Annotated in this window: 21 protein-coding genes, 1 pseudogene and 1 riboswitch; of the genes and pseudogenes, 13 read left to right on the top strand and 9 right to left on the bottom strand. The window is 58.0% G+C overall.

Going from position 1 to position 21,927, the window contains the following annotated elements; translation table 11 throughout:
- The 3 genes from CHU70_RS00120 (at position 1) to CHU70_RS00110 (ending at position 4,364) form a co-directional block, all read left to right on the top strand.
- On the top strand, positions 1-894 hold the full coding sequence (locus CHU70_RS00120; RefSeq protein ID WP_049172207.1) for a Cof-type HAD-IIB family hydrolase: 894 nt from the start codon (positions 1-3) through the stop codon (positions 892-894).
- A gap of 98 nt (positions 895-992) precedes the next feature.
- On the top strand, positions 993-2,639 hold the full coding sequence (locus tag CHU70_RS00115; RefSeq protein ID WP_147719308.1) for a peptide chain release factor 3: 1,647 nt from the start codon (positions 993-995) through the stop codon (positions 2,637-2,639).
- A gap of 24 nt (positions 2,640-2,663) precedes the next feature.
- A complete protein-coding gene (locus CHU70_RS00110) occupies positions 2,664-4,364 on the top strand; it encodes an FUSC family protein (RefSeq protein WP_147719307.1) in 1,701 nt (566 codons plus the stop codon).
- On the opposite strand, the gene CHU70_RS00105 is transcribed toward CHU70_RS00110, so the two are convergent.
- Together CHU70_RS00105 and pnuC are read right to left on the bottom strand one after the other, a co-directional pair.
- Positions 4,361-5,020, bottom strand: coding sequence for a hypothetical protein (locus tag CHU70_RS00105; RefSeq protein ID WP_070595382.1), 660 nt, complete (start codon positions 5,018-5,020; stop codon positions 4,361-4,363). The two genes, CHU70_RS00110 and CHU70_RS00105, sit on opposite strands and share 4 nt — an antisense overlap.
- A 10-nt stretch (positions 5,021-5,030) precedes the next feature.
- The gene (pnuC, locus tag CHU70_RS00100; protein WP_049192843.1) at positions 5,031-5,750 is read right to left on the bottom strand and encodes a nicotinamide riboside transporter PnuC; all 720 of its coding nucleotides are present in this window, start codon (positions 5,748-5,750) and stop codon (positions 5,031-5,033) included.
- A 10-nt stretch (positions 5,751-5,760) separates the two neighbouring features.
- A riboswitch (FMN riboswitch) is annotated at positions 5,761-5,930 on the bottom strand.
- A gap of 109 nt (positions 5,931-6,039) precedes the next feature.
- Between pnuC and CHU70_RS00095 the strand changes: the two genes are divergently transcribed.
- Entirely contained in the window at positions 6,040-6,834 is a 795-nt protein-coding gene (locus CHU70_RS00095) for a YwiC-like family protein (protein ID WP_065419938.1), read from the top strand.
- A 51-nt stretch (positions 6,835-6,885) separates the two neighbouring features.
- On the top strand, positions 6,886-7,842 hold the full coding sequence (locus CHU70_RS00090; RefSeq protein ID WP_242451334.1) for a MinD/ParA family protein: 957 nt from the start codon (positions 6,886-6,888) through the stop codon (positions 7,840-7,842).
- An 11-nt stretch (positions 7,843-7,853) separates the two neighbouring features.
- Here CHU70_RS00090 and CHU70_RS00085 read toward each other — a convergent pair whose 3' ends face one another.
- The 4 genes from CHU70_RS00085 to ftsE all read right to left on the bottom strand — a co-directional run bounded on the left by CHU70_RS00085 (position 7,854) and on the right by ftsE (position 11,711).
- Positions 7,854-8,981, bottom strand: a complete 1,128-nt coding sequence (locus CHU70_RS00085) for a 3-hydroxyisobutyryl-CoA hydrolase (protein WP_070595379.1) — start codon at positions 8,979-8,981, stop codon at positions 7,854-7,856.
- Between the two features lie 100 nt (positions 8,982-9,081).
- Positions 9,082-9,987 carry a polyphosphate kinase 2 gene (gene ppk2 / locus CHU70_RS00080; protein WP_049172194.1) on the bottom strand — a complete coding sequence of 302 codons (906 nt, stop codon included), beginning with the start codon at positions 9,985-9,987 and terminating at the stop codon, positions 9,082-9,084.
- 83 nt (positions 9,988-10,070) lie between these two features.
- Positions 10,071-10,973 carry a permease-like cell division protein FtsX gene (gene ftsX, locus CHU70_RS00075; protein ID WP_016423232.1) on the bottom strand — a complete coding sequence of 301 codons (903 nt, stop codon included), beginning with the start codon at positions 10,971-10,973 and terminating at the stop codon, positions 10,071-10,073.
- Positions 10,974-11,021: 48 nt separating this feature from the next.
- The gene (gene ftsE / locus CHU70_RS00070; RefSeq protein WP_016423233.1) at positions 11,022-11,711 is read right to left on the bottom strand and encodes a cell division ATP-binding protein FtsE; all 690 of its coding nucleotides are present in this window, start codon (positions 11,709-11,711) and stop codon (positions 11,022-11,024) included.
- Between the two features lie 421 nt (positions 11,712-12,132).
- Between ftsE and CHU70_RS00065 the strand changes: the two genes are divergently transcribed.
- Positions 12,133-13,506, top strand: coding sequence for an HNH endonuclease signature motif containing protein (locus CHU70_RS00065; protein WP_242451333.1), 1,374 nt, complete (start codon positions 12,133-12,135; stop codon positions 13,504-13,506).
- 2 nt (positions 13,507-13,508) lie between these two features.
- Here the strand turns inward: CHU70_RS00065 and prfB are convergent, their stop codons facing one another.
- Positions 13,509-14,621: a peptide chain release factor 2 gene (gene prfB / locus CHU70_RS00060; RefSeq protein ID WP_038626269.1), complete on the bottom strand. Its 1,113-nt coding sequence runs from the start codon at positions 14,619-14,621 to the stop codon at positions 13,509-13,511.
- Between the two features lie 47 nt (positions 14,622-14,668).
- On the opposite strand from prfB, the gene CHU70_RS00055 reads away from it, so the two are divergent.
- Both CHU70_RS00055 and hisN read left to right on the top strand, forming a co-directional pair.
- Positions 14,669-15,529 carry an inositol monophosphatase gene (locus CHU70_RS00055; protein WP_070595377.1) on the top strand — a complete coding sequence of 287 codons (861 nt, stop codon included), beginning with the start codon at positions 14,669-14,671 and terminating at the stop codon, positions 15,527-15,529.
- 10 nt (positions 15,530-15,539) lie between these two features.
- Positions 15,540-16,340 carry a histidinol-phosphatase gene (gene hisN / locus CHU70_RS00050; RefSeq protein ID WP_049172187.1) on the top strand — a complete coding sequence of 267 codons (801 nt, stop codon included), beginning with the start codon at positions 15,540-15,542 and terminating at the stop codon, positions 16,338-16,340.
- A 42-nt stretch (positions 16,341-16,382) separates the two neighbouring features.
- On the opposite strand, the gene CHU70_RS00045 is transcribed toward hisN, so the two are convergent.
- Complete coding sequence (locus tag CHU70_RS00045) at positions 16,383-16,721, bottom strand: helix-turn-helix transcriptional regulator (RefSeq protein WP_016423238.1); 339 nt, start codon at positions 16,719-16,721, stop codon at positions 16,383-16,385.
- A gap of 72 nt (positions 16,722-16,793) precedes the next feature.
- Between CHU70_RS00045 and arsB the strand changes: the two genes are divergently transcribed.
- Together arsB and CHU70_RS00035 are read left to right on the top strand one after the other, a co-directional pair.
- Positions 16,794-17,861: an ACR3 family arsenite efflux transporter gene (gene arsB / locus CHU70_RS00040; RefSeq protein WP_049172185.1), complete on the top strand. Its 1,068-nt coding sequence runs from the start codon at positions 16,794-16,796 to the stop codon at positions 17,859-17,861.
- A 15-nt stretch (positions 17,862-17,876) separates the two neighbouring features.
- Positions 17,877-18,305 (top strand): low molecular weight phosphatase family protein, encoded by a 429-nt coding sequence (locus tag CHU70_RS00035; RefSeq protein WP_048733886.1) that lies wholly within the window; start codon positions 17,877-17,879, stop codon positions 18,303-18,305.
- Here CHU70_RS00035 and CHU70_RS00030 read toward each other — a convergent pair.
- Positions 18,302-18,808 carry a hypothetical protein gene (locus tag CHU70_RS00030; RefSeq protein WP_048733884.1) on the bottom strand — a complete coding sequence of 169 codons (507 nt, stop codon included), beginning with the start codon at positions 18,806-18,808 and terminating at the stop codon, positions 18,302-18,304. The two genes, CHU70_RS00035 and CHU70_RS00030, sit on opposite strands and share 4 nt — an antisense overlap.
- A gap of 211 nt (positions 18,809-19,019) precedes the next feature.
- On the opposite strand from CHU70_RS00030, the gene CHU70_RS00025 reads away from it, so the two are divergent.
- The 3 genes and pseudogenes from CHU70_RS00025 to CHU70_RS00015 all read left to right on the top strand — a co-directional run.
- The gene (locus CHU70_RS00025) at positions 19,020-19,976 is read left to right on the top strand and encodes a DUF418 domain-containing protein (protein ID WP_069359292.1); all 957 of its coding nucleotides are present in this window, start codon (positions 19,020-19,022) and stop codon (positions 19,974-19,976) included.
- Positions 19,977-19,978: 2 nt separating this feature from the next.
- Positions 19,979-21,052, top strand: a complete 1,074-nt coding sequence (locus CHU70_RS00020; RefSeq protein ID WP_070595375.1) for a trypsin-like serine protease — start codon at positions 19,979-19,981, stop codon at positions 21,050-21,052.
- Between the two features lie 34 nt (positions 21,053-21,086).
- Positions 21,087-21,428: pseudogene (locus CHU70_RS00015) on the top strand (sodium:glutamate symporter); the annotation flags it as partial.
- Positions 21,429-21,927 lie beyond the last annotated feature (499 nt).

Here is a 21,927-nt window from a genome sequence, read left to right as displayed (position 1 = left end):
ATGACGGAACCCCTGGATATCCAGCAGCAATCTCCCGCCCAGCCGCCATACCGCCTTGTAGTCACGGATATGGACGGGACTCTACTAAATGAAGACAAGGAAATCCCGGAGTCCTTCTGGCCGGTAGTCACCGAGCTGCTCGACCGCGGTGTCCACTTCGCTCCCGCGTCGGGCCGCCAGTACGCAACTCTGGCCGACCAGTTCGCCCCCATTGCACACCGCATCCCAATCATTGCGGAAAACGGCAACTATGTCGCGGATGCGGGCGAGGTGGTTTCGGTTACCAGTATCGACCACGACATCGTCACTCAGTTGGTACACGCGATCCGCCAGTTCAACGACAACCGTGTGGCGGCGGGCCGTACTCCCCTGTCGGTTATTATCTGCGGCGCTGCCAGCGCATACGTGGAGTTTTTCCCGCCGCATTTCAATATTCCGGAGGAAGTTCAGCAGCTGCAGTTCAACGAGGCCGCCAAGTACTACCTGAAGCTGCAGAAGGTCGATGATGTCATCGCCGCTGCCGCCGAGGACGGCATCGTCAAAATTGCCGCCTTTGATCCTTACTCCGTCGAAGAGGAATCGGCCGATTACCTGCGTTCCCAAAGCTCGCACTTGCGCGCGGTAGTCTCCGGTGCCCACTGGGTCGACCTCATCGATGCCAACACCAACAAGGGCACGGCACTCGCCGCCCTGCAGGAGGCCCTAGGTGTCTCTCCTGCCGAAACTGTCTGCTTCGTTGACTACCTGAATGATCTCGAGCTCATCGACCACGCAGGCCGTTCGTTTGCCATGTCCAACGGTCACCCGGAAATCAAACGCCGCGCCACCGACATCTCACCGTCGAACGCGGAGGAAGGCGTCATCACGACGCTGCGCGAGCTGTTCAACCTCTAACTGCAATTGACCCCTTACCCCACTGGAGCGGTAAGTTAGAAAGGTTGAACCCGATTCCCTTATTCCGATTTTCTTTTTAAGGAAAGCGTAGTTTCCCTGTGACCACTCTCGCCGAAGAAGCCGCACGCCGCCGCACATTCGCCGTCATCGCACACCCGGATGCCGGTAAGTCCACGCTCACCGAGGCGCTGGCGCTGCATGCTCATGTCATTAACGAAGCCGGTGCTGTCCACGGCAAGGCCGGCCGTAAGTCGACTGTGTCCGACTGGATGGACATGGAGAAGGATCGCGGCATCTCGATTGCCTCTTCCGCGCTGCAGTTCGAGTACCAGCCAGAGGGGCACGACGGCGAGCCGTACATGATCAATCTCGTCGATACGCCTGGTCACGCTGACTTCTCCGAGGACACCTACCGTGTGCTCACCGCTGTCGACGCCGCTGTCATGCTTGTCGACGGTGCCAAGGGTCTCGAGCCTCAGACGTTGAAACTGTTCCGGGTTTGTAAGTCCAACGGAATTCCCATCGTCACCGTCATCAACAAGTGGGACCGCCCGGGTAAGGCTCCCCTGGAGTTGATGGATGAGATTGTCGCGGAGATTGGTCTGCAACCGACTCCGCTGTACTGGCCAGTTGGTGAGGCCGGCGACTTCCGCGGCCTGTTGGAGCGTGGTGAGGACGGCCAGGCCAAGCAGTTCATTGGCTTCGAGCGCACTGCCGGTGGCGCCACTATCGCCGCTGAGCGTCACCTCACCCCAGATGAGGCCTCCGCAGAGCAGGGCGACGCCTGGGAGACGGCAGCCGAGGAGTCCGAGCTACTTTCCGCCGATAGCGCTGACCACGACCAGGAGATGTACCTCGCTGGCGACACCTCTCCGGTGATTTTCGCCTCCGCCATGCTGAACTGGGGTGTCCACCAGATCCTGGACACTCTCTGCGAGCTGGCTCCGGCACCTGGTGCCCGCGAGTCCGACCCGGCTGCCGTTGCCGCTGCAGCGGCTGGCGGCCAGGGGGCTATCGTCGAAAAGCGCGAACCGACGGATGATTTTTCGGGCGTCGTGTTCAAGGTGCAGGCGGGTATGGATACGCACCACCGCGACAAGCTGGCGTTCATGCGCGTTGTCTCTGGCGAGTTTGACCGCGGCATGCAGGTCACGCATGCGCAGTCGGGACGTAGTTTCTCCACAAAGTATGCTTTGACCGTTTTCGGCCGGACACGTTCGACTGTGGAGACGGCTTACCCGGGCGACATTGTCGGCCTGGTCAATGCGGGTTCACTGGCGCCGGGTGACACGATCTACGAGGGCCGCAAGGTTCAATTCAAGCCGATGCCGCAGTTCGCGCCCGAGCACTTCCGCACCCTGCGCGCCAAGAGCCTGGGCAAGTACAAGCAGTTCCGCAAAGCTGTCGATCAGCTCGATGCCGAGGGCGTGGTGCAGATTCTGCGCAACGATACCCGCGGCGATGCCGCCCCGGTGATGGCCGCGGTCGGCCCGATGCAGTTCGAGGTCATGATGGCACGCATGGAAAACGAGTACAACGTCGAGACCATCGCCGAGCCGATCCCCTACTCCGTCGCCCGCCGCACGGACGAAGAGACCGCGCCTGAGCTGGCAAAGCAGCGCGGCGTGGAGATCTTCACGCGTTCCGACGGCGCCCTCATCGCGCTCTTCGGGGACAAGTGGAAGCTGTCCTTCATTGAGAAGGAGCACCCGGAGTTCACGCTCGAGACGCTGGTCGCAGACTAGAGTTTTAAGGAGATTTCACCAACATTGAGCCAACCGGTTGAGCTTCCTCCACAACCAAGTGCATGGCAGCTTTTTACTGCCTTCCACTCCCGTGCACAGCGATGGCCAGGTGCCCTCCGCGCAGCACTCGCGCTATTCCTGCCGGGTGCCGTAGCACTTCTCACCGGACATGGCTCGGAGATGCTCCTTATCGCCGCTGGTGGTTGCGTGGTCATCTATGGCGAAGGCCACCCCTACCGCAGTCGTCTGCGCGTGATGGCCATCGCCGGGCTATGCCTGATCGCCGGAGTTATGTCCGGCAGTTTTGTCGGATCAGTGGTCCACGGTGAGATCGCTTCCGGCGGCAGTAATCTATGGCTGCTGCTCATCGCACTTTTTACCACGGCGTTGGCTACAGTCGGGGCCTTTATCCAAAACGCACTGCGCCTGCCACCACCAGGTTCATTCTTCATTGTGATGGTCTCAGGCGGTACCACAATGGTCGCCCGCCTTGGCTTCAACCCGGTTGAAACCGCCATGTGGGCTACCGTTGGTGTGCTTTCGGCGATAGTCATCGGCATGGCACCGCGGTTGTGGAATCCGCACGGCCCCGAGATGGCGGCCGTCCAATCCCTTGAATCAGCCATCGAGGCGATGGAAAAGTCAGACTCGACATCGTTCGCCGTTCATCACCAGGCGCAAACTGCACTCACCGACGCATGGGAATCGCTTGCCGACGCAGGCATCATCCGTGGCAGCAAAATCGTCAAGCCCTCCCATACGGAACTGGTCAACCGTGTCATTGCTGCTCATCAGCGGCTGATTGCTATCCGCGGCCGCTTGGGCGTGCACGGCAGCGCTGTGGACATCGTGGACACGCCTAACCTCTTCGACGAGACACAGACAACCATTCCACTCGCACGACCAAGCGTGAGTTACCGAATCTTCCGCTCTTTCGATCGCTATTCCCATGCGTCAATGACTGCGGCAAAGGTGGCTATTACTGGCGGCTTAGCTGGTCTCATCAGCGTGCTAGTCGGTCTTGACCGGCCTGACTGGGCGGTGGTCAGCGCATTGATGACTCTACAGTGGGGCCCCGACCGCACCGCCGGTTCGATTCGAGGGATTCACCGCATGGTGGGCTCGATTATCGGCATTTTCCTCTATGCGCTGCTCTTTTCCTTTGGCCTGGACAGCTGGACGCTACTTATCGCGCTTGCAGCCTGCCAATTCGGCGCGGAGATTCTCGTGGTGAAGAACTATGCGCTGACGACGATCGTCACCACTCCGCTGGCGCTGCTGCTGGGCGGAAATGTCGCTGGCGAGCTCACACCGATTGTGACCGATCGTGTTTTGGAAGTCGGTATCGCCTGCGCGTTGGCTCTCGCTGTCCTGCACTTCTGGCCGACCGAGAGCATTGAGAAGCACTACCTGCGTCATATTCCGCGCTGCTATCGACAGATGGGTGCTCTTCTCGGCGCGCTGCTAACCGGCACTCCGAATCAGGCGCTCGATATTCGTCGCGATCTCCAGTACGAGCTGCTCAGTGAGCGCCAGGCCATCTCGTCTCTGGCCACCAACGACCCCGAAATCGCCGCTCCGCACTGGGACGGCCATCGTCGCATTCGCACAGCTGGCTATTTGTTGCTGGACTACTGCCGTACGCATCCGGATATTAGGCCTTCTCGCGAGGAGATTTCCAAGCTCGCCGAAGTGGTTCAGGCAGCTAAGTCCAAGGAGCGCTAGTCCTCCGGCAGCGGGGGCTCCTTGCGTAGGTCGCGGGCGGTTGCCCGCCGTACCTCGCGCGGTTGCTCCTCCGAGCCCCGGGAACGGAACTTGGACGCAATGTCTTTCAACGAAGACGACAGCGGCGGCAGCTTCTCTAGCGCGTCACGGCCCGCATCCCACGCATCGGTAGCGATATTTTCCGCTTTCCGACGGAACTTGCGGACCTTCTCCTCGCGCTGACGCTTAGTTTCTGCCGCGTCATTTTGCCGCTCGCGCTCACGCTCAAAGGCGGCGACATCGCGGGCCTCCGCGTCGGAAAGCCTCTTTGAAGCGTGTGCCGCGGCGTCCCACGACTCCTCCAGCGACTCCGCGAGGTGCAACATGGCATCGATGCGCTTTTCAACTTCGCGCAACTTCTCGCGGTAGCCCCGTTGAATGTCGTAGCGGCGCATGATGCGGCGGGCACGAGTGGCCTCATTGCGCCAGGTGATGATTGCGCCCTCAGAAATCGACTCATCGACGACGAAACGCATCGTCCACGGGTCGACATCAACGCTGGCCAGATTGTTGCGTACCCGCTCCTCGCGGTCGAGGACGTCCTGCACGAGACTGCGGGCACGCTCTTCGGCTTGATGGGCGCGGTTGGTACGGGAGTTATCTGGTCGGAAGCTCACCTGGACTATCCTACCGCTCGGCTGCTGCCAAAGCCGGTACTTGGTCGGTCGCGGAGCTCTTCTGCTGGTCATTGTCGCTCTGGTGCTCGAGGCGAACCCAGGAGACAAAGCCCCAAATAACGAAGCATCCGTAGAAGAGGTACAGCGCCGCCGACGGGTAGTAGCCACCCTTGAGCAGCAACGGCACTCCCACGGCATCAACGGCAATCCAAATTAGCCAGAATTCGTTCCACCCGCGGGCCATACCCCAGGTCGCCAACATCGAACCGACGAAAATCCAGGCATCGGCCCATGGCCCCCACGAGCCCAGCATCTCAAAGATATTGGCACAAATCACAGTGGCGAAGATAGCCACGGTAATCATCCCAATGCGTTCCGATGCCGTCGCCCACCGAGGCTCAATTGCGACCTCGTCACCGCTCTGATTGCGGCTCTTGACCCAGCTGAACCATCCGTAGAGACTGACGACGATAAACATGACCTGACGCCCCGCCTGGCCATAGAGATCAAGATTTTGCGGCGTGTGGAAAACTCCGCCGAGGAAGACGGTAAACAGCAAGGCATTTCCGATAATGCCGACCGGCCAAGCCCATACCTTCCGTTTCATACCTAGGAAGGCACACGCCAGGCCAAAGAGGTTACCGACAATTTCTCGAATCAAGATTGGTGCTCCCGCCACACTGAGCTGTGCAGTGAGGAAACCCACCAAAAAATCCGACACGTATTCCACGAATTATTCAACTCCTTCTCTTTCATCCGGACTATGACCGTCGGTTTCGGATTCCAACCGAAATCTGCTTGTCCCCTACCTGACGACCCTTCTGGCCACAGGTAGGGCGCTCGTGGACTTGTCTGCGTCAGCCGCAGCATCACCACCGGTGAGGAATTTCACCTCGCCCTGAGAATGCGAGTTCAACGTTAGCACTGTCGCCTTGCGCGCATGTGCATTTTATTCAATGAGGTTTCAATATGAGGTTCTAATACAGCCTCGACATAATTACGCATCTACAATGCGTAGTATGAGCCAAAAGCCCCGCCAACCACGTCCTCCCCGCCCCGCCCGCCGCTCCCATCACAAGCGCTCCGCTGGCTGGGTTCCGGACCAGCACGGCGCCTGGTTCATGGTCACCATTCCCCCGCTGACCGCTCTCGCCCTCACCCCCACATGGACAGGCCTTGCCGTCACCGCGACCTGGCTGCTCGGCTACTTCGCATTCTTCGCCGTGAGCGTCTGGCTCCGCTCTCGTCGCCAACGCCGCCACCTCGCACCCGCCGCCACGTACACCGCGCTCACTGCCGTCGCCGGCTGCATCACACTGCTTGCCGACGTTTCCCTCCTCACCTGGGTCGCCCTCATTGCCCCTCTTGCCGCTATCGCTATTTGGGAGACCTACCGCCGCCGACCGCGCTCACTTCTCTCTGGTGTCTCCACCGTTCTGGCCGCTAGCCTCATGGTGCCTATCATCGCCGGACCAACCCCGAAAGCTTGGGCAATTGCGGCTATCTACGCTGGATATTTCGTCGGCACCGTGCCCTATGTAAAAACTATGATTCGCAAGCGCGGCAACCGCCAGTGGCTCATTGGCTCGGTCACGTATCACGTTCTCATTACCGCCGTGGCCATCATCGGGTGGCTCCTCCTCCACGACCGGAACCTCATCAGCATCGGTGTGCCCATCGTCGCAATTGGGCTTCTCATCAGGTCTTTTACCATGCCAATCTCCGGCGCTCGCCGCGCTCGGCCGTGGACTCCGAAACAGGTCGGAATTCTCGATGCCTTCTTTGGAGTCGCCGTCGTCCTGGCTGCGTGGTAAAAACGACGGCGGGGACATACTTTGGGGATTTTTGGGGAGGGGATGAAGTCTATGGCTTCCACCAAACACGCAGTCAATCACGCAGTTTCCGTCTCAGACTTGGCCGCTAGCCTGAACTCGCGGCAGGCACCACAGTCGGGCTGGCGCAGCTGGGTTCATAAGGCCACCTGGGGCGCAATTTCACCGCGGGAATCATCGTCGGCACGCAAGCAACGCGAGCTGATAGAGCGGGTGCGACAGCCTATCTACGGTGACTACAACATCGCTGTTGTCAGCGTGAAGGGCGGCGTTGGCAAGACGTCGACAACCATGTGCCTGGGCGCCACGCTTGCAAGCCTGCGCAGTGACCGAATCGTCGCAATCGACGCGAATCCGGACTTTGGCACCCTCGGCGCACGCGTCACCGCGGCCAATCCCGCATCAATTCGCGATCTGCTCCGAGCCCCGGATACGGACAAATATGCGCAGGTCCGCGCATACACATCTCACACTCCATCGCGCCTGGAGGTTGTCGGCAGCGACCAAAACCCGACATCGACGATCGCGCTTTCCGACGGTGAATACTGCGCAGCCCTCGACATCCTTCGGCGTCATTACAATGTGAGCCTGACTGATTGCGGTACCGGCCTGACGCAGCCCATCGCCGCTTCGATTCTTTCTGCGGCCAATTGCCTGGTGCTGGTCACCACGCCTGCACTGGACGGCGTGAAAAGCGCCTGGACGACATTGGACTGGCTTTCAGCGCACGGCTTCGAACGGCTGGTCTCTACCACTGTCGTGGTGGTCAACGAGCTAAATAAACAGGGACTGTCCACAGAGACCGTGCACGAGTTATTTGCCCAGCGCTGCCGCGCAGTACAGGTCATCCCCTACGATCCGCATATCGCGAATGGTGCCAATATCGAGCTGGACAATCTCCAGCCCGCCACCACCCAGAGTTATCTCGAATTGGCGGCCATGATTGCCGATGATTTCGCGCCGACGACTGGCCGCCACAGCTTTGTCTAACGCATAGCCAGCTAACGAAGGTGCTGTCGAATCTCTTCGACATCAACTTCCTGCACGGTAGCGGGCTTAAAGGCGGCGTCGCGGTCCTTATCCACCAACACTGCCCGCACGCCCTCGGCAAAATTGGGGTGCTGACGCATGTAAGCGCCAAGCTTCATCTCCCGGTCTAGCGCCTCCTGCAAGGTGACCTCGTGGGCCGAGTTAGCCGCATAGAGTTCCACGGCCGCTACGAGACTTTCCGGGTTGGCGGGTGCCAGCAGGTCGCGAAAAGTCTCCACTGTTGACGATGCACAAGAGCCCGCCTCAGCGGCTTCGTTGAGAGCTCGCTCAATCTCCGCCCAGGTATCAGCCCCAAAGCAAGCCTCAATGCAGTCGCTCCACTCGGCCAACTGCGGATCCCCGAGCAGATCACGAGCCTCAGCTGAGTCCACATCGAGCGCATACTCCGCGAGCGCCGAATCAATTCCATCGCGGTCCAGAGCCGCAACAAACTCGTCCAGCTGCGCGGATGGCACCGCATGTGTCGCCCATCCAGACCACAGCATGTCCGCCGCAGTTAGGCGGTAACCGGTCAGCCCGGTAAACCTCGCGATTGCCGACGAGGGCCCTCCTAACCGCGTGTTCACATGCTGCGAAAAGTGGGTAATGCCAACGTCGGGAATAAAGCCGATTGCCATTTCTGGCATGGAAGCGCTGGCACGCTCGGTCACGATTCGGTGGGAGCCGTGCATGGAAACACCAAGGCCACCGCCCATAGCGATGCCATCAATAATCGCGATATATGGCTTGGACTGCGCGAATTCCGCAATCATCGCGTTCATCTCGTACTCATCCCGGAAAAACTCCTCCCCCTGCTCCGGAACGCCATCGAGCACAGCCTGCCGAACTGCGCGCACATCACCACCGGCACAAAACGCCTTGGGGTGACCGGATGAAACAACAATGTGGTCCACCGAGTCGTCGTCACGCCATGCGCGGAGCCCCTCGACGACCTCGGTGACCATATCCAAATCGAGCGAATTAAGTGCCTTCGGCCTATTCAGCCGAAGGTGACCAGATCGCCCGTGGACTTCTCGCAGCACCTTCGGCTCATCGACCTCGGTGCGTGCAGTGCCAGAACCGTTATCAGTAGCAGTCATGTCACCCAGTGTGACACAGATAACTAACCAGGGAAAGGTTCTGACGGGAAGGTTCTGCTGCGAAGGTTCTGACGACCAGAACCTCACTGAGACTAAGGAGCTACTTCTTCTTGCTCTTCTTGTCCTTTTTGCCCTTCTTGTGCTTCTTGCCCTTCTTATCGGACTTGCCTGCGCCCTTTACGCGGTCAGCCTCGAGATTGGCGGCAACGTCCGGCACATAGCGGAACTCCGTGCGCGGCGGACGCTCGTAGCTTCCCTCCGACTCCGGACGCTCCGGGATTTCCGGAACATCGCGGTGAATGCGCTCGTACGGAATGGTCGTCAACAGGTGGTTGATGACATTGATACGCGAACGCTTCTTATCCTCAGACTCAACCGTGAACCACGGTGCGGACGGGATATCGGTGTGGATGAACATCTCATCCTTTGCACGGGAGTAATCCTCCCAGCGGGTGATGGACTCCAAATCCATCGGCGAGAGCTTCCAGCGGCGCAGCGGATCCTCACGGCGGGACTTGAAGCGGGCAACCTGCTCCTCGTCCGACACAGAGAACCAGTACTTACGCAGGATAATGCCATCTTCGACCAGCAGACGCTCAAAAATCGGCGCCTGATGCAAGAAGCGACGGTACTCCTGGGAGGTGCAGAAGCCCATGACCCGCTCAACGCCGGCACGGTTGTACCAGGAGCGGTCGAAAATCACGATTTCACCAGCAGTCGGCAGCTTTTCGACGTACCGCTGGAAGTACCACTGACCCTGCTCACGGCTAGTTGGGGCCGGCAGAGCCTCAACACGGCAGGTACGGGGGTTCAGGTACTGCGTGATGCGCTTAATGGCCGACCCCTTGCCGGCAGCGTCACGCCCCTCCATCACGATGACAATTCGGGCACCGGTTTCTACTACCCACTGCTGCATTTCGACGAGCTCTGCCTGGAGCTTTTTAAGCTCGGCCTCATAAGCCTTCTTGTCGAGCTTCGGTGGGCGCTGGACGTCGTCATTATTCATAGTCCACAGTTTACCCGGCAGGGCGCGACGACCCTATTCGCCGGGTTTAACCGCGGGGCCTAATAGCTAACCTTTTTGCAACCCTAGTCGCGTGAGTAAAGACGCAGCGTGACCTGCGCAACAAGCCCAGCGAAGACCATGCCAATAACGACCACGATCGGCGCCACCACACCGATATCGCCGTTGGTCAGCGGCGCCAGGAGCTGTGCCTTGTACAGGTTACTCAGCGCCGGATCGATGACCGTCGCCTTGCCCAGGAACAGCGCACCAATGGCCAGCACACCACCAATCAGCGACGCAATCACAGCCTCGAGGACGAACGGCGCCTGCGTGAACCAACGGCTGGCACCGACCATGCGCATAATCTCAACTTCCTTACGACGCGAGAACGCCGCAATCTGCACCATGTTCGCAATCAGGAACACAGCGGCAACGGCCTGCACCGCAGCCAGCAGGAAGGTCGCATTTCGCACCGAATCCAAGTTCTGAGCTGCAGTACCGATCTCTTCATGCTGGTCAGTAACGTGGTCGACCTGTGGCAGCTCCCGAATCGGATCGAGCGGGCTGACATCGGTCGGATCGCTCAAACGCACCATCACGACAGCCGGCAGCGACTCCGGCGTCGCATTTTCCACGAGCACGGGGTCACTGTCCTTGAACATCTCCACGAAGTGGTCAAAGTTTTGCTGACGATTTCGGAAGGTCACCGAATCAATGCCGTCAGCCTCTTCAAGCTTGCCGACGACGTCAGCGCACTCCGGCGAGGAGCAAGTTTGGTCTTCGGCTGAGATTTGTTCATTCAGCTCAATCTGCACTTCTACTCGATCGAGATAGAGATCCTTCGTGCGGCTGGTCTGCTCAGTAACCAGGATGCCCGTCGCAAGCAGCGCCAACGACACCGCAGTCGTAATAATCATCGCGATGGTCATCGTGATGTTTCGGCCCAAGGAGGAGAAAGCCTCACCGAGGACAAAGCGAGTCTTCATAGGTCAGTAATACCTTTCGAATGAGTTCTTCTACCGATGGACTGTCTGCTAATTGTTCAGGCCGTAAACACCCGTGGCGTCGTCACGCACGAGACGCCCAAGCTCCAGCTCCAGCACGCGGCGACGCATGGAGTCCACGGCATCGTTGTCGTGAGTCGACACAATAACGGTCGTGCCCATGCGATTGATGCGGTCAAGCAAGAGCATGATGTCACCGGAGGTGCTTGGGTCCAGGTTGCCGGTGGGCTCGTCGGCAAGCAAGATGAGCGGGCGGTTGACGAAGGCGCGAGCGATGGCGACGCGCTGCTGCTCACCACCCGACAACTCATGCGGGTAGCGGTTTTCCTTGCCCGAGAGCCCGACCATTTCGAGCGTTTCCGGAACTGCCTTGTCGATTTTCGCCTTCGGCTTGCCAATTACCTGCAATGCGAACGCGACATTTTCGTACACCGTCTTCTTTGGCAGCAGGCGGAAGTCCTGGAAGACGTACCCCACCTTTTGACGCAATTTCGGGATGTTGCGACGAGAAATCTTGGTTAGATCCTGGTCTGCAACTGTCAGTTTTCCTGAATCCACTTTCTCTTCACGCACCATAAGGCGCAGGAAGGTCGACTTACCAGAGCCCGACGGTCCAATGAGAAAGACAAACTCACCTTTATCTATGTGGACTGAAACGTCGTCGAGAGCTGGTCGGCTAGAAGTCGAATAGGACTTGGTAACCCCGTCGAAAGTGATCATAAGTAGACACTCTAATCACTTAAGCCACTCAAGTCACTCTGGAATGCGTTGAATTGGGCGCTGGAGTAGCGAGGCTGCGGGACCGGGAGGCGTTGCCCCCCCCCAGAGCGCGCGACCACACGGAAGTGCACACTACGACAGTATTCGAAACTATTTTCCCCAAAATCTTTCAATCACCCTTTACTTCGCTTACCTGTTCGATTAAAATGAGCGATGAAAGATTAAACGCGAGGATTAAAAACACCAAATAACGTCGCCGAGCTGCTTAAAGCTCGGAAAATTGACGCTCAGAGTTAGTCGAAAATATTTTCACTACCTCTTCCTTATTTCAACATTTCAACGTCCAGGCCTTATCTTTCAGGGGGATTCATCAATGGCCAGCGGGGAACATATACCACGGAAACGCACTTACGCTGCGGCGATGGAAGCAACAGCGCCACGCTTTCACCATGAGATTTCTCAAACAGCACCAGCACGTCTTGGAATTGACCGTAATCGAGCTGATCTGCAGCTTGCCCTTGCTTGTGTTCCGTCTTCTTCAACAAAAGATGTCGAAGATTACATCGCCAAAATCGCTCCAGCTCTTGGCATGTCGCGCGGGAGAACACTCCAGTACATCGATATCGGGATGCAGCTAGAGCGGCTCCCGCGGTTGAAAGAGCTTCTGCTCAAACGCGCACAGCTACCGCTTCCCCACATGCGGGTCATTGCCACAGCCATCCTCCCCTTGGATGACGCCTCTACTGTGAAATATTTCGAAGACCATCTCCTCGAACTGATCACGCCGAGAGTCAATGGTGAAGTTCTTCGCGGAGTTCGGAGTCTTCAACAGAATATTCAGCGATTTATTAATGAAGTCAGCCCGCTATTGCGCCCTAAAAATGAGTACGACCCGCCGATTACTTCGTTTCAAAAAGGCATCGAGCAAAAAGCTGGCGAATCTATAAAGTTCGAGTTAAAGGACAACCTCACTGAAGTCACCATGGAACTGATGCCTGAGCGGGCAATTGAGTTTCAGAAAGTCTTGGAAGAAATTGCCGCTGATCAGGACTGCGACTTCGTCGAGGCTTTTTCACACCTTCTGCACGGGACTGCTCAGGTCACCGCCACATTGAATCTGTACTGCCCACTTACTCAAGACAAGCCGCAGGAGGCATGGATCGGCGGTCTGGGGTGGATCAACAAAATCGCCACTGAATCCTGGCTCGATCGAGTCACTAGCATCCGGCTACTAGCGGATGAGAAAACGGAAAAGTACTCGCCAACAGAGCGACAGCGTACTTACGTCCAAGGTAGAGACGGCACCTGCCGCTTTCCCGGATGCGATGTCGATGCGACGAAGTGCGACATCGACCACATTCAGCCGTATAACCACGAGAATCCCGAAGAAGGTGGCCAAACCGAAACGCCCAACCTCCATTGCCTATGCCGCCGCCACCACAATCTAAAAACGGCCGGTCTTTGGAATGTCGTGCGCGATATCGACGGCGTGGAGTACTGGACCTCCGCCACTGATCAAAGCACCGAAAGAGCTGCCCTTATCAGCACAGAGTCGGGGCCGCTCGCCGGCCACGGTCGCTACTCTTTCGACCTGCGCAAGACAAAGAAAGCACAGACACTCAAGGAGTACAACGAGCAGAGGTTGGAAAACCTCCGCGAATCACAGGAGCTGACAAATCAGGCTCGCGAAGAACTGGGAATGAACAAAAACGAGAGAAACGGAGAAGCCGACGAACCCACCACACCGGAAACACCCGAGGCACCGGAAGCGCCCGAAGACGAACCGCCCTTCTAGCGCTACTCGCCTTCGGACTGCTGAGCCATGCGCCAGCGAATACCGGCCTCGATGAAACCGTCTAGGTCACCGTCGAGGACCGACTGTGGGTTGTTGACTTCGTATTCGGTACGCAGATCCTTGACCATCTGGTACGGGTGCAGCACATAGGAGCGCATCTGGTTACCCCACGAGGCATTGCCGCCTGCGCCGAGAGCATCCAGCTCCGCGCGCTCTTCCTGGCGCTTCTTCTCCAGCAACTTCGCCTGCAGAACTCGCATGGCAGATGCCTTGTTCTGGTGCTGGGACTTCTCGTTCTGGCAAGTCACCACGATGCCGGTCGGGACGTGCGTAAGCCGGACCGCGGAGTCCGTGGTGTTCACCGACTGCCCACCTGGGCCGGAGGAGCGGTAGACGTCGATACGCAAATCTGACTCGGGGATGTCGATGTGATCCGTTTCCTCCACAACCGGCAGCACCTCGACCTCAGCGAAGGAAGTTTGGCGGCGCCCCTGGTTGTCGAAAGGACTAATACGAACCAGACGGTGCGCGCCCTGTTCGACCGAGAGGGTGCCGTACATGTACTCGCCATGGACGACGAAAGTAGCGGACTTAATACCGGCCTCTTCGGCGTAGGATGTGTCGTAAACCTCGACCTTATGCCCGTGCTTGTCGGCCCAGCGCAGGTACATGCGCATGAGCATCTCGGCCCAGTCAGCGGCATCCACGCCACCGGCACCAGAGCGGATGTTGATGACCGCCTCACGCTCGTCGTAAGGCCCCGAAAGCATAGTCGTGACCTCGAGGGATTCGATGTCGGCACGCAGCTCAGCGCGTTCGGCATCGGCCATCTCGACGGCGTCGGGGTCGCCCTCCTCTTCCGCGAGTTCGTACATCACGGAGAGATCGTCGAGGCGCCCGCGCAGCGAGTCGATCTTTTTCTTCTTCGCCTGTGCCTGCGATAGTGCGCTGGTGACCTGCTGCGCGTGGTCGGGGTCGTCCCACAGCGACGGGTCGGCGGCCTGGGCTTCCAACTCCCTGATCCGGTCGGAAAGCTCGTCGACATCAACCACCTTCTCAATGGTGGTCAGCGTCGCGTCGAGTTCTTTGAGGTCAGCATTCAGATCCGGGTTCACGGGTACTACCTTAGCTATACCGCCTGTTTCGGTGCACAATAGGACGTATGTCTGAATCCACCGCCAGCCAAGATTCCAGTCAAGACCTAGAACTCTTCCTCTCCCAAGTATCCGAGTCGATTGTGGCATCGGATACCAGTGTTGCGGTTGCCATCGTGAAGCGTGCCGCTACCATTGCCGCTCGTACGCGCGACGAAGGCCTGGTCACGGAGTACAAGACATCGATTTCCGACGTCGTCACCGCGGCCGACCGCGCAGCGGAGAAATTCGTCGTCGAGGCTTTGGCCGCGCTCCGCCCGGAGGACGGCATTCTTGGCGAGGAAGGGTCAGCGAAGGAGTCCCAGTCTGGTCGCACGTGGGTGATCGATCCTGTCGATGGCACCTACAACTTCACCACTGGTTCGGACTACTGGTGCAGCGCATTGGCGCTGGTTATGGGCGATGCGAACAATCCGGATGAGGTCGTCCTCGGCGCGGTGCACCGCCCGGCAACGGGCGAGAGCTGGATTGGTGGCCCCAATCTCCCGACCACTCGCATCAACCTCGATGGCACTGTTGATGACCTCCGGGTCACTGACCGCCCCCTCTCGGAAGTCTGCGCAGCGACCTACCTCCACACCACGGTGGTGAGCTCGAGCGAGGAATCCGAGGCCACGGCTACAAAGTCCTGGCTGGATGCGGTGTCCCGCAGCGCTACCTGGCGCATGCTGGGCTCAGCGTCGGTGGATATGGCAGGCGTTGCCGACGGCCGCATCGGCGTATGGTTCCAGCGCGACGTCGCAGCCTGGGACTGGCTGCCTGGGTATGCGCTTATCTCGGGCGCAGGCGGCGAATGTACGTCGGTGGGGCGCTGGAAGCTTGCGGGCTCGAGTGGCCAGGTCGCAGAGCTGAGTGAGGTTCTGCGCTAGAATTTCGGCCATGACCACCTCTTACTCCGAAGATCTCGCCCTCGCACTCTCGCTTGCCGACGCAGCCGACGACCTCACGATGTCCCGCTTCGAGGCGGCCAATCTAATCGTCGAGTCCAAGCCCGACCTGACTCCGGTCTCCGATGCCGATATCGCGTGCGAGAAGCTGCTCCGCGAGATTCTGTCGGACAAGCGCCCGAGCGATGAAGTTCTCGGCGAAGAATTCGGCGGCGAAGCTGTGTTTGAGGGGCGCCAGTGGGTCATCGACCCCATCGACGGCACTAAGAACTTCGTGCGCAATGTCCCGGTCTGGGCCACCTTGATTGCCCTGCTGGAGGACGGCAAGCCGGTTGTCGGCGTAGTCTCTGCCCCAGCACTGGGCCGTCGCTGGTGGGCATCCAAGGGCGACGGCGCATTCAAGCGCACCCACGTCGGTGGCCGGGAAGCCGCTCAGCGCCGCATTGAGGTCTCGAAGGTGGCAGACATCGCGGACTGCTCAATTTCCAACTCTTCGCTCACCGGCTGGGCCGAGCGCGACCTGCGCGACAACTTCATCGGTCTCACCGATGATGCCTGGCGCCTGCGTGGCTATGGCGACTTCTTCTCCTACTGCCTGGTAGCCGAGGGTGCGGTCGATGTCGCCGCAGAGCCGGAGGTTTCCCTGTGGGACCTGGCAGCGCTTGCGATCCTGGTGGAGGAAGCTGGCGGCCACTTCACTTCCCTAGTGGGAGTCGACGGGCCGCACGGCGGGGACGCAGTTGCGACGAATGGGGTGCTTCACGACGCCGTCGTCAAGCGCCTGGGCGGGTAAACAGGGTTTTCCAACCTATCGCAATTTGCGACGAGCGGCTCACTATCTCCCGTCCGCGTGACCGATATCCAGGATACGTCGCAGCTCAGCAAATACCTCAGGGCGTACCTCATGGGTTACCACCCGTCCACTCTTAGACCTAGTTAGCAGCCCGGCATCCGCCATGGTCTTTAAATGATGCGACACCGTCGGCTGACTAAGCCCAGAAACAGCGGCCAGCTCCCCTACGGTCATCGGACTACAGCCAGCGGCAGCGAGCTGAGACAAAATTTGCAGGCGCGCCGGTTGCGCCAGCGCTTTGAAGAGCGTTGCCGCAGCCTGCGCTTCCGCCGCGTCGAGAGGCCGACCGCCAAGTGCACAGCATTCTGAGATTTCGTCCATACCCGTTGAGGCTACACGGCCTCCCCTCTAAATATATTGACAATCATCGATATATTGATTACACCGGAAACTATGACACAGACTACAAAGTCACTCAGCTTCCTAGACCGCTTCTTGCCGCTATGGATTGCAGCTGCAATGGCAATTGGCCTCATTCTGGGCAAAATTGCACCGTCACTTGTGAACTGGCTGGCAGAGGCAAAAATTACGACAATTTCCGTACCAATCGCCATCGGATTGCTGGTCATGATGTACCCACCGCTCGCAAAGGTTCGATACGACAAAACGGGCAAAATTTTGACATCAAGGAAGCTGATGGGCATCACAGTCTTCCTCAATTGGATTCTCGGCCCCGCACTGATGTTCACCCTTGCCTGGATATTCCTCAGTGATAGTCCAGAACTGCGCACTGGCGTGATCATCGTCGGTCTCGCCCGCTGCATTGCAATGGTTTTGGTCTGGAACGACCTATCTTGCGGCGATACTGAAGTCGCTGCCGTATTGGTGGCCGTCAACTCGCTATTTCAAATTTTCATGTTCGGCGCTCTAGGGTGGTTCTACCTGCAGATTCTGCCCTCCTGGTTGGGACTGGAAACCACTTCCGCCACCTTTTCTTTTTGGGCAATCGCACTATCTGTAGTGGTATTCCTCGGTATTCCGCTTCTGGCTGGCGCGGCATCACGCATAATTGGTGAACGCACCCGTGGTCGCGACTGGTATGAAAATGAGTACTTGCCCAAAATCTCACCATTGGCACTTGCCGGCCTTCTATACACAATCGTGTTGCTCTTTGCGCTTCAGTCACAGCAGATTCTTGAGAATCCCTGGACCGTTGCGAAAGTGGCACTACCACTAGTGATCTACTTCCTCGCCATGTTCGCGATCGCTCTCACTTCGGCCAAGGCCGCGGGCATGAACTACGCAACCTCCGCATCGATTGCCTTTACGGCCGCCGGAAATAACTTCGAGTTGGCAATTGCGGTTGCGATTGGCACCTTCGGCCCATTGTCCCAGCAAGCACTTGCGGGAACGATTGGACCACTTATTGAAGTACCCGTACTCGTTGCACTTGTCTACGTCACCCGCTGGCTCGGGCCGCGCCTTTTCCCTAATGACCTTTCCGTACCGGACAAACTATAGAAAAAGGATTCTGAAATGAAGGAAATCCCGAAGGTACTTTTCATCTGCGTGGCAAATGCCGGTAAATCCCAGATGGCCGAGGCCATTGCGCGTGCAAAATATGCCACGCAGTTCATCGCCCTTTCAGCAGGAACGAACCCCAAAACTACTACCAATGCGCTTGCAGCCAAATCAGTTGCAGAAATCGGCGCCTCTATGGACAGTGCATCACCAAAGCCCATTGCCCCCACGATTCTCCGGACTGCAGATCGTGTTGTCATCATCGGCGATGCCGCTCATGTAGAGCTCCCCTCGGACGCTCAAGGCTCACTCGAGCGTTGGCTTACTGACGAGCCCTCAAAACGAGGCATCGACGGAAAAGAACGCATGGACCTGATTCGCGATGACCTCGAGCGCCGTATCGACGAGTTAGCTGTCGAACTCCGTTCCACTAAGAATCCCTAAGCGGCAGAATCCAACAAAAGCCGCCTTATCGCCAGCGTAAGCCACACGACTGCGCCGACGCCTGCGATGAGACCGAGGAGCAGGAACATCAGGCCGACTGCCCAGAGCCCGGTGGTGTCGTCAGTGCCGGCGATGATGCTCCAGCACAGGGCATAGCCGGCGACCGCTGCCCACCACGTGGGCAGAAGGTTCAGAGTTGGGGCGGGCACGCGCATCATGGCAGAGGCAGTAAGGATGACCATCGCGAAGCCACTGCAGAAAACCTGCCATGGCGAGTAGTCGTATTCGCCCTCGAGCGTCCACGCGAGCGTACAAAAGCAGATTAGGAATGCTGCGACAAAGACGAAAATCGTGTGCCCAAATGCGATACGCTCGCCGTATTTTTTGGCCAACCATGCGGCACCCACCCATGCGAGAGCGGTGGGGATGGCAATGATTAATAGGTACGCGAGGAAGACGCCTGGCACCTCTGCCCAGGTGAAACTCGTCAGCATCGATGTCATGCCACCAGGTTACGCCTGCCTCTTAGCTTTTTGAGCGCGCTAGTTTCCCAGTAAAAACACAGACGAAACACCATGATTTACACATAGTCACTTAATGTATTGTCAGGTTCGGTTGCTACAACTAGAAAGTCGTTTTCAATACGCCGTTTGTAGAGAGTGCTTTTTACCAAAGAGCACCTCCCTATAAGTTGTAGTAAAGGAGAAATCCGGGGTGAATAAACCTACCCGAATTGTGGGGCTCGATATAGCGCGCTCACTCGCCATCATCGGCATGATCATTGTCCATATGGCCTCACTACTTTGGAGCACAAAGGTTGTGCTCTCTGGCCTACCCTCATCACTGTTCGCCATTATCGCCGGCGCCACAATGATGATCATCGGCCGCAATTACAGCAGCACTACCTTCTTGCGCTTGATCACTCGCGGCGCCCTAATCATTCTCATCGGCCTGGCACTATTGCCGGTGGGTGGAGAAATTCAGGTGGTCCTCGTCATCATGGGCCTGGTAATGATGCTGGTTTCCTGGATGCCAGCGCTCGGAACCTGGTGGCGAGTCGGCTTCTTCATCGCCGCCACCATCGCCGCCACAATTAAGTACGCGCCTATGACGCTGCCGCAGATCTATCCGCTACTCGCGTGGATCGCATATTTCATCGGCGGCATGCTGCTTTACGACGTCTACCTACGCCGTCGCCTGCAAGACACTTCCACCTCTGAGAACAGCGCCAATGCTCGGTTGAGCTGGATTGTCACCGCTGTCAGTGCTGTCATCACGGCCGTCGGCATGTACTTCCGATTTGATCCCGAGATTGCTGGCTGGCTCCGTTTTACCGGACACACTGGCGTCTTCGGAGAAATCATTCTCTCCGTCGCAGTTGCCGCCATTGTCCTGCACTTGTGCCTTTTCATAGGCGATCGCTTCCCAGCTGTGGTTTACCCATTCGCGGCTATGGGAACAATGTCGCTGACAATCTACATCCTGCACGTTCTCACCGCGTTTTATTGGCAGCAGAATGTTGCATTGCATTCCACGTTGTCTGCAGCAGGTTTCATCGTATTCTTCCTCGTCATCGCTAGCCTCTGGAAGAAATTTGTCGGACAGGGCCCTGCCGAAAAACTCGTTGCCACCGCAATCAAGGGCATTGTTCCTTCTGGGAAAGGGAAATAACCGTGAAGAAAACATCTTTTTCCATCGCAGCAATTGTTAGCAGCACCCTGCTTCTATCTGCGACTCCAGCTCTTGCATTGGAAAACGGCGAACCCGCACCCGCCAATGCTGAAAGCAGTTCTGTGGCCGCGCTAAAGATTGGCAAAATCGGTAATTTCGGTGACTGCACCGGCACGCTGGTTGCCGACCAGTGGGTGCTCACCGCACGCCACTGCCTGGAGTCTGTGAACAACGAAGGGACCCAGGCCCGCATCGGTGGAAAGGTCTACGATGCCGATTCTTGGGCGCTTTCTCCAATGTCTGATGCGGGATTGCTTCACCTGACCGAAAAGGTCACCGACGCAACCCCGGCGAAGGTCTCCCGCGATATCCCCACACCTGGACAGACGGGAACTCTCTACGGCTGGAGCAGCAGCTCGTCCATGGCACGATCCGGGCAGCTTCCGATGACCAAGATGGTCGTCAATGAGCTGCTGGGAGGAGGCCCCACTGAAGGAACCCCAGGTGAGGCTGCGCCTGGTGGTGCTGTTCCGGGTGACGCTACTCCAGGCGAAGCTGTTCCGGGTGAGGCTATTCCGGGCGGCGCTGTTCCGGGTGACGCTATGGAATCAATGGAGATGCAACCAGGAGCTGCCATGCCAGATGACTCCAAAACCGAGTCGATCCCGGCAGGGATAGAAAGTATCCCAGCCGACGCTGCCATGATGCCAATGATTCAAAGCGCCATCCTGGACGCACATTCCGTTTCCGGCGCGGGTATGCAGGGAGGCGACTCCGGTGGCCCATTCTTCGTCGACGGAAAGCTCGCTGGTCTCGCTACCGCCGGAACCTCCAATGGCGACCCTGACCTGCCCTCCCCCAGCGCAGCTATCACTACCCTCGCTGGCACTGCTGACTGGATCGATGACATCACCTCCGGCCGTGACACAGAAAGTGTGCTGACTGCGGAGAACACTCCTGCTCCGCCAAAGACCATTCAGACCAGCGGTGATCACGTGTGGGCCTACCTCGCCATCGCATGCGCTGGCGTGGTTATCGCAGCGGCTTGGTCGCGCATTAAGAATGGCCGACAGTAAAACCGTCTGACCTCAACCAAAACCACCTCCCAGAATGAACTGGGTAGGTGGTTTTTTGATGCGACGGTTCATCCCCTGGTTCCAAAAGCTTCTCATCCCCGCACCGATTACTGCGGGCTTGCTCGGCTTGCTGCTAGGCCCCAACGCTTTGGGAATAATCCAGTTCAGCGAGCATTTCGGCGACTACGCGACCATTCTCATCGCGGCAGTCTTCGGTGCCCTGCCATTCACAATGGATTTCGATGCCAAGGTGCGCCAGCGCGCGCGAACGATGTGGTCCTATTCCGTAGGCATGTACCTGGCGCAGTGGGGATTCTTCGCGCTACTCGGCGTGATAATTTTTGCCCCACTGTTCAACACGCCGGACTGGTGTGGCTATTCGGTGGAGTAGCGCTTATCGGTGGGCTAGTCCTGTTGATTCTGCCGATGATCATGCTGAAGAAATCGAAAGCCAGGGCTTCGTAGAGTTCTTTATAGAGGGCGGGGACAGGAAAAGTTTTCTCCCGCCCTCTACTGTTGCGACCCCACAGTGGACTGACCAGGCCCGTCTGCCAGCTATTTTCTAGCGCTGCGCTCACTTATCGATGCATGATTCACCTATCGATGCGCTCCAGCATGGCCATAAGTGAATAACTCATCGATATGTGAAACTGAAAGCCAGCAGCGCGTACATGAGTTGAGGTGAATCGACCGGAATCAACCCAGGACCCCCTCAAGCTAAGTACCTTCATGCCGACTAATCGAGCAGCGCCTCACACTGCATTTCTGATGACCGCCCCTTTAATGCCCGGTTGTGCAGTGCGCGAGTTCGTCAGACCCAACGGCTACCCAACGACTTACCCCCCCCAAAAAAAACGGTGAAAAACGGTGATGTG

It is taken from the genome of Corynebacterium sp. LK10 (assembly GCF_008042455.1).
GTDB lineage: Bacteria > Actinomycetota > Actinomycetes > Mycobacteriales > Mycobacteriaceae > Corynebacterium > Corynebacterium jeikeium_D.
Note: the sequence above shows the minus strand (reverse complement) of the source record. Positions and strands in the feature narration are given on the sequence as shown.

Bases quoted from the DNA above. Each gene is read 5' to 3' on its own strand.
- CHU70_RS00120 (WP_049172207.1), top strand. From the start codon at position 1: ATGACGGAACCCCTGGATATCCAGCAGCAATCTCCCGCCCAGCCGCCA.
- CHU70_RS00095 (WP_065419938.1), top strand. From the start codon at position 6,040: ATGAGCCAAAAGCCCCGCCAACCACGTCCTCCCCGCCCCGCCCGCCGC.
- CHU70_RS00090 (WP_242451334.1), top strand. From the start codon at position 6,886: ATGGCTTCCACCAAACACGCAGTCAATCACGCAGTTTCCGTCTCAGAC.
- CHU70_RS00085 (WP_070595379.1), bottom strand. From the start codon at position 8,981: ATGACTGCTACTGATAACGGTTCTGGCACTGCACGCACCGAGGTCGAT.
- ppk2 (WP_049172194.1), bottom strand. From the start codon at position 9,987: ATGAATAATGACGACGTCCAGCGCCCACCGAAGCTCGACAAGAAGGCT.
- ftsX (WP_016423232.1), bottom strand. From the start codon at position 10,973: ATGAAGACTCGCTTTGTCCTCGGTGAGGCTTTCTCCTCCTTGGGCCGA.
- ftsE (WP_016423233.1), bottom strand. From the start codon at position 11,711: ATGATCACTTTCGACGGGGTTACCAAGTCCTATTCGACTTCTAGCCGA.
- CHU70_RS00065 (WP_242451333.1), top strand. From the start codon at position 12,133: ATGGAAGCAACAGCGCCACGCTTTCACCATGAGATTTCTCAAACAGCA.
- CHU70_RS00055 (WP_070595377.1), top strand. From the start codon at position 14,669: ATGTCTGAATCCACCGCCAGCCAAGATTCCAGTCAAGACCTAGAACTC.
- hisN (WP_049172187.1), top strand. From the start codon at position 15,540: ATGACCACCTCTTACTCCGAAGATCTCGCCCTCGCACTCTCGCTTGCC.
- CHU70_RS00045 (WP_016423238.1), bottom strand. From the start codon at position 16,721: ATGGACGAAATCTCAGAATGCTGTGCACTTGGCGGTCGGCCTCTCGAC.
- arsB (WP_049172185.1), top strand. From the start codon at position 16,794: ATGACACAGACTACAAAGTCACTCAGCTTCCTAGACCGCTTCTTGCCG.
- CHU70_RS00035 (WP_048733886.1), top strand. From the start codon at position 17,877: ATGAAGGAAATCCCGAAGGTACTTTTCATCTGCGTGGCAAATGCCGGT.
- CHU70_RS00030 (WP_048733884.1), bottom strand. From the start codon at position 18,808: ATGACATCGATGCTGACGAGTTTCACCTGGGCAGAGGTGCCAGGCGTC.